The organism is Peptostreptococcaceae bacterium (assembly GCA_016649995.1).
In the GTDB taxonomy this organism is placed as follows: domain Bacteria; phylum Bacillota; class Clostridia; order Peptostreptococcales; family BM714; genus BM714.
Genome location: JAENWJ010000075.1, coordinates 1 through 6,551 on the forward strand (window position 1 = coordinate 1; position 6,551 = coordinate 6,551).

Below are 6,551 nucleotides of genomic sequence, written 5' to 3' on the forward strand. Positions count from 1 at the left end.
TACTCACAGAGATTTAGTTGGTGCAATCAACATCATAGATGCACCTGTGATTGCTGGTGCTGCTTAGCAGCAGGCTTTCAGCCCGTGCGACTATATGTCCTGGCACGGGACGAGGTGATGACACACCTCGGAACTCGAAGTTATACTTGCCTACCGGAAACGGACTGGTATTTAATCATTCGAGAATCCCCCGGATTTATCCGTGGGGAGTGTCAAAATAGATTATCATAAAAACCGATTGTTTGAAAGACCCCGTGTCCTATTAAAGGATACGGGGTCTTTATGCATCTGCAGTAAAGGTATATAATGATACAATAACGTCAAAGATTTGCGGAAGAGAGGAATGAAAATATGGAGCCTCGATGGTTGGAATATATTAAAAGAGTTGAAGCCATTTCCAGAATAGGCCTTACGAATTGCAGAAATCCATATGATATAGAGCGCTACGAGGAACTCCGAAGCATTAGTATACAGTTCATGGAGCATTATTCAGGAGAGGAACTTAAAAAAATCGAGGAACTATTTGCATCAGATCCAGGCTATAAGACTCCTAAGGTAGAAGTGCGAGGGGTAGTTTTTAGGGATGGCAAAATGCTAATGGTTAAGGAATTGGCTGACAACAAATGGTCTCTTCCGGGAGGGTATTGTGAAGTCGGTTATTCGATTTCGGAAAATGTTGTTAGAGAAATAGGAGAGGAGTCGGGCTTCAAGGCAAAGCCGGTAAAATTGCTGGCTGTCTTTGACAGAAGCAAGCATGCTCATCCGCCCTCTCCGTATCATGTATACAAGGTTTTTGTATATTGTGAGATTATTGGAGAAACCCCTATTAGGGGCCTTGAAACCGATGGAGTAGGATTTTTCGGAATGGAAGATTTGCCGGAGCTTTCGATAAACAGGATATTGAGGGAACAGATTGAAATTATGTTTGGATTCATGAGAGACCCGGACAAGGTTCCTCTGTTCGATTAGAATATAGGCAGAATACATGTACCTGTTCTGCTATGGAGCATTTGATTATATCAAGGGACTCAAGAAAACATAAAATTTGATGTGAAATGGATGAAAAATCCTGTATTTTCTTATAGAAGACAAGTGTTTTCTTGAAAGACCCTCTTCGATTGATGATATAATAAATGTGTTGAAACAAACCGGAAAGGAGTGTGGGTAAAATGGATGAAAAAAAGATGAGGCTTCTTTTAGATGACAACACGGTAATGGAATGTGATGTCCTAGGGAAATTTGAAGTTGAAGAAAAAGTATATATAGCCCTTCTTCCTGAAGGAAATGAAGATGTGCTTCTGTACAGATTTTTTGAAAAAGACGGAGAAATAGAACTAGATCGCATTGAAGAGGATGAAGAATACTACAATGTGGCTGAAGTCTATTACGACCTTTTCGGTCCGGCCGAAGAAGATGAAGAAGATGAAGAAGATGAAGAAGACAAAATGGAATTAATGGAATAACAATAACAATTTATCAAGTAAAAAGAAAGGAAGGTATTTTTATGAGTAATTGTAACGGCTGCAGTTCGTGCAGCACTTGCGGAAGCGGAACATGTGAACCGGAGATAACAAAAGCCCTTAAGCTGAACATGGTATTTGATGATGAAACAGATTCTGAAAAATGCGATGCGACGGACGCCGCAATCAATGAGGCGCTTGAAGGCATGCGAGATTTTTTAAACGACAATAGAATAAAGATTCAATACAATTCCGTAAAGCTAATCAATAGGGAACAGGCGGAACTTCTTGGTTTTAAGGATTTGCCTACGATTTTGATAAACGGGATAGACATTCAGCCGAATTACAAAGAAAACACATGCAAATGTCATCCGGACCAGATAATAAAGGGATGGATATACATGGGCATGGAGCTGGATACTCCTTCCAGGGAGCTTGTTACTGACGCTTTGATAGAAAGCATATACGGCAAGCCGGGCGAAAAGCAGGAAACAGAGTGCCAATGCGACGGAGAATGCAGCTGATACATGGGAGGAAATCAATGAAGTTCATAATAGAAGATAAATTATTTAAAACCTTGCCTGATCTGTACTTCGGCCTTGTCGTTGCCAGAGACATAGACAATTCGATGCTTGAGGATAAGCTGCTCGCCGATTTTGTCGAGTCTCAGAAGAACGCGGAAAAGCGCTTTGCAAATGTAGACTTGAAAATTGACCCGAGCATAACTCCGTACAGGACTGCATTTGAGACTCTTGGGATAAACCCGAACAAATTTAGGTGTTCCATAGAGGCTTTGATAAAAAGGATAGCAAAAGGTGGAAGAATACCAACCATAAACACAATGGTGGATCTTGTAAACACAATAAGCCTTAACAATGTGCTTCCAATGGGTTGCCATGACATAGACGCATTTGACAGCGACATATGGGTGCGCTACGCAAAAGATGGAGATGTGTTTGTTCCTTTCGGTAGCGAAGAGGAAGAATCTCCGGACGTGGGCGAGGTGGTTTACGCAAGCGGAAAGCGCATCAAGACCAGGCGCTGGATTTGGAGACAAAGTGAGATAGGAAAAGCAACGGAAGAAACCAAGAACTTCTTCATGCCTATCGACGGATTCAAGAGCCAAAACGGAGACGCCGTGGAAGCGGCTGCCAATGAACTCGCTAAAATCATAGAAGAGACATTCGGAATAGAATCGAAAGTGGCTTTCATGGACAAAGACAATCAAAGCGTGGAGATATAGAATAGCGTGCAGCGTGCAGTGTGCAGTAAAAAACTAAAAACAAGCTTCGATTCCGAGTTGGAATTGAGGCTTGTTTTTAGGTTCTAATCTTCTATCTTTCTACTTTCTATTTCACTTCAAATGTGCATTCCACAACCGATGTAATTTCCTTCATTATAGAGTTCGTGTCATTTATTCCGTAGTCGGATATTTCGTTGGAATAAAGAGGCGTAATTTGAAATACACCAACCCGTGCGTCTTTTAGGGTTCCAACTTCACTTCCGGTTACGCCAAGCATCTTTTCGGCCCTGAGCTTTGAGTCCTCGGTTGCACGCGCAATCATGTCAATCTTAAGATCTGAAAGGCCTGTGTAAAAATATTGAGGCGGATACGAATTGAATGCAACCCCCTGATTAATAAGGTCAGTTGCATTTCTTGATATTTCGGTGAGTCCGTCAATATCATTTGAACTTATTTCGACAGTTTGATTGAGCTCATAGCTTTCGATGACATTAGAATACATTCCGTTTGGCATAATCATGCGTTTGGGATATGTACTTATTGATGAAAAAACGATATCGTCGGAAGCTATGCCCTTGCCTTCGAGATAGCTGCGCACCTTGTCGCGGCTTTGGCTTAGCATTTCATATGCGGATGACAAGTCGGCCGACTCGTTGCTGAAGCCTCCGCTCCATACCACAAAATCGGAGCGTATTTCCTGCTTAGCCGAACCCTTGACTGTCAATGTGTCAGTGGACTTAATTTTAACTATTCCGTTAACCGCAATTGAAGTTGAGTATATGAGCGCAAAAGATAGAATCAATGCTATTGCTATCAATGTTATGGATGATTTGTTTTGGTCTTTAATTTTTATCACCTCCCTTTCTTTAACCTGACTACATGGTACTCCTTAACTTAAGATACGTAAATGGACAAGGGGTTAAGATTTTGTAACTGTTGTGGTGAAATTGGACCCACCACCTATGCTTACGCTTAGAAGTGGGGGCTTCCATTCGGTCGTATCGAGCTTACCTTTCGACCTAATACTAGGCGACGAGTAACGACTTGGGCGAATTCACGTAGCCCCTATCCCTTTCGCCTGTAAAGGCGTTTGGGAATACCTTTCGTATGATATTAAAAGAACCATTGACGTCCGCATTGATAAGTGTGCCATCTTGGGCTTGGTAAAGCCCACGCTTGATTCGTTTGCCACTAAAAACGGGAACCGAATTCTTATTTCCGTAAACTGGCATAACATCTCTATCAAGAAAACTAGCTTTGGATGTGTAACTCTCTTCAGTGAGGACGAACCGAATACCCACTTCACGAGCTTTATAGTCAAGCATTGCAATAAATATCTCGTAAGGAATTGAAGAGAAATTCTGCTTATTGGGTCGATTCATATGTACACTCTGTTTCCACCCCACATTTTTGCCAAGAACAATGGTATCGATGCCATTTTCAATGCAGTAATTAATAATGATCCGTGATGCTTTGTGAAAATAATCTTTCATAAACAAATGTCGAATTGTGTCGAGGCGATTAAGGTTCTTTGAAGTGAAAGGTCCTTGGTTATTAGTTTTACCCGCTCGAAGTACACCATACAGATAAGCGCGTCGTTTGTTATACCACTGGTTTCGAGCTTTGAGGATGCCACCCTTTACAACAATAGGCTGTACGCCGATGTTGTTAGAGATAGTAGCAAAGTTATTAACGCCGAGGTCGATCCCGATGATATTAGTTGCCTCTTCTGTAAGTAACGGCGGTGCCGTGAGTTCTTTAGCAACTGCAAAAATCAATTCAACTGCATAAAAGTTAGATTCTGGGACTATCCGGGACTCCTTGAATATACCGTTTGGCAGAGAATGGGTGCCCATGTCGAGAGTTAACTTAGTCTTCGGAAAGGTCAAAATATTTCGATCGTTAACGACTTTTAAAGTACAATTTTGATTCGTGAATATTGCAACTTTTCGGCCATTTTTCTTAGCATAATTAGGAATCCTCGGTCGACCTGTAAAGGATGACGGATCTTTTTTATATGCTTTTAACCCCTCGAAGAAGCTTTTCCAATCTTGATACAAAAGTTTTAATGTCTGTTGGTTGACTTGAGCAGGCATAGCGATGTAGTCTGGCTGGCTTGTCAGTTTAAGCATGCCGTCAAGCAAATTAAAACCAAGAAATGACTTTTCTTTGTTTGGAAGCATAAGTTGAGTTGGTTCTTTTTTGCTAAACGGAGTGCCTTCTAAACTAGCTTTTGTTTTCTGTTTATCGAAGGTAGTCAACTTGATGGCATTTAATTTTTCAAGTTGAGCTTCTATCTTTTCAAAAACATCAGTCTCATTTTGATGAAGGGTGCCTGGCTCTTTTTTAAGACCACTGAAGATTTGACGAATATGAAAGTTTCCTACGTTGTACAAGTTTTTGGATGCAAAGCATGCATTGTCACAGAATTGGAATAAGCTATGAGTTTTCTTAATTCGAATTTGAACAGTTCGGTATTCGACATCTTTTTCCATTGCAAAAATGCACCTCCTTAGCAACAGGAACATATGTTCTATTATAACACGAGGCCACTTTTGTTTTCAACTTTTTTAGTGATGCAACAAATTCGATTCACCACCCACCTTCGCCTAGGCTTATATGTGGGCATACTCTCGAAAAAAATGATAGAATGAATATGTAATATTCACACTATTGAAGGAAGAGGAAAAAAATGAGTAAAGATATGAAAAAGGAAATAATCAGCTGGATGCGAACCATAGTGATTTCAATCCTGATGGCAATGCTGATGTTGCAAATTATTCAGCCTACAATCGTTAAAGAAACATCCATGTTGCCGACGCTTGATCCCAATAATTATTTGTTGCTCGAGAGGGTGTCCTACAGAATGGATAAATTGGGGCGGGGAGACATAATTGTTTTTAAGACCGATATGGTGACGGAGAACGGAAAGGAAAAAAACCTTATAAAGAGGATAATAGGGCTTCCGGGAGACCATGTGGTTATCTATGGGGGCAAGGTGGTAATCAATGAAGAATTGCTTCAGGAGGGCTATGTAAACGGAGAGGAAACAGACGGAAACATAGATTTAATTGTCGATGAAGGCAGATTCTTTGTTATGGGAGATAACAGGGAGGTTAGCTTGGACAGCCGAAGCCCCAGGGTTGGGCTTATAGAAAGCGAAAGGGTTATAGGACGTGCGATGGTCCGATTGTATCCGTTTGGCATCATGAGAAAATTTTAGGAGGGACGGTCAATGGATTTCACAAGTACTAAAATGACGGCTCGGCTGGTTCTTGAAAGCGGATTCCGACGATGCCTGTCTTAGAAGCTTCATCGATTCAAGGCACATCCAGTGCGACAAGGCGATATTGGTTGACAGATACGGAAGCATGAAAAGCAAGACGTATTTTCTAGATGACAGACTGTCCGTATGATGGGAGGATGAACAATGAAGCCTGGAGGATATGAACATAAGAGGAGCCTATGAAAACCGCATATTGAATATTGCAATGTTTAGGTTGTTGCACAATCGCTTTAACACTTTACAATGTTAAAGCAATTATGTTAGAATGGAAAAGAGTCTAAAATACCTTCGGGGAGTGAAGACCATGCCTTATGATTCTAAGCTTTCAAACACATACATGGATGAATTGTATGATGCAATACTTCTTTTGGAAAACAGGGAGGAATGCTATCGGTTTTTTGAGGACATATGTACAATCAAGGAACTGCAATCGATATCCCAAAGGCTTCAAGTGGCCAAGCTTTTGAATGACAAAAATACTTACCATGAGATAGAGAAAATAACAGGCGCCAGTACGGCTACAATCAGCAGGGTGAATAGGTGCATACAATATGGTGCAGAA

At 41.0% G+C, this 6,551-nt stretch carries 9 protein-coding genes; 7 read left to right on the top strand and 2 right to left on the bottom strand.

Annotated features, from left to right (window positions below; translation table 11 throughout):
• The first annotated feature begins 351 nt into the window (after nt 1–351).
• From JJE29_08890 to JJE29_08905, 4 genes are all read left to right on the top strand, one after another.
• Nucleotides 352–969 carry an NUDIX hydrolase gene (locus tag JJE29_08890; protein ID MBK5252730.1) on the top strand — a complete coding sequence of 206 codons (618 nt, stop codon included), beginning with the start codon at nt 352–354 and terminating at the stop codon, nt 967–969.
• Nucleotides 970–1,169: 200 nt separating this feature from the next.
• Nucleotides 1,170–1,463 (top strand): DUF1292 domain-containing protein, encoded by a 294-nt coding sequence (locus JJE29_08895; protein ID MBK5252731.1) that lies wholly within the window; start codon nt 1,170–1,172, stop codon nt 1,461–1,463.
• A 41-nt stretch (nt 1,464–1,504) separates the two neighbouring features.
• Nucleotides 1,505–1,984: a DUF2703 domain-containing protein gene (locus tag JJE29_08900; protein ID MBK5252732.1), complete on the top strand. Its 480-nt coding sequence runs from the start codon at nt 1,505–1,507 to the stop codon at nt 1,982–1,984.
• On the top strand, nt 1,963–2,703 hold the full coding sequence (locus JJE29_08905) for a hypothetical protein (GenBank protein MBK5252733.1): 741 nt from the start codon (nt 1,963–1,965) through the stop codon (nt 2,701–2,703). Before JJE29_08900 ends, JJE29_08905 begins: the two co-directional genes overlap by 22 nt.
• Before the next feature lie 106 nt (nt 2,704–2,809).
• On the opposite strand, the gene JJE29_08910 is transcribed toward JJE29_08905, so the two are convergent.
• Nucleotides 2,810–3,550 carry an SIMPL domain-containing protein gene (locus tag JJE29_08910; GenBank protein MBK5252734.1) on the bottom strand — a complete coding sequence of 247 codons (741 nt, stop codon included), beginning with the start codon at nt 3,548–3,550 and terminating at the stop codon, nt 2,810–2,812.
• A gap of 178 nt (nt 3,551–3,728) precedes the next feature.
• Nucleotides 3,729–5,198 carry a transposase gene (locus JJE29_08915; protein MBK5252735.1) on the bottom strand — a complete coding sequence of 490 codons (1,470 nt, stop codon included), beginning with the start codon at nt 5,196–5,198 and terminating at the stop codon, nt 3,729–3,731.
• A gap of 197 nt (nt 5,199–5,395) precedes the next feature.
• Between JJE29_08915 and lepB the strand changes: the two genes are divergently transcribed.
• From lepB to JJE29_08930, 3 genes are all read left to right on the top strand, one after another.
• Nucleotides 5,396–5,926 (top strand): signal peptidase I, encoded by a 531-nt coding sequence (lepB, locus tag JJE29_08920; GenBank protein ID MBK5252736.1) that lies wholly within the window; start codon nt 5,396–5,398, stop codon nt 5,924–5,926.
• A gap of 52 nt (nt 5,927–5,978) precedes the next feature.
• A complete protein-coding gene (locus JJE29_08925) occupies nt 5,979–6,119 on the top strand; it encodes a hypothetical protein (protein ID MBK5252737.1) in 141 nt (46 codons plus the stop codon).
• A gap of 174 nt (nt 6,120–6,293) precedes the next feature.
• On the top strand, nt 6,294–6,551 hold a 258-nt coding region (locus JJE29_08930; protein MBK5252738.1), incomplete at its 3' end, for a TrpR-like protein YerC/YecD.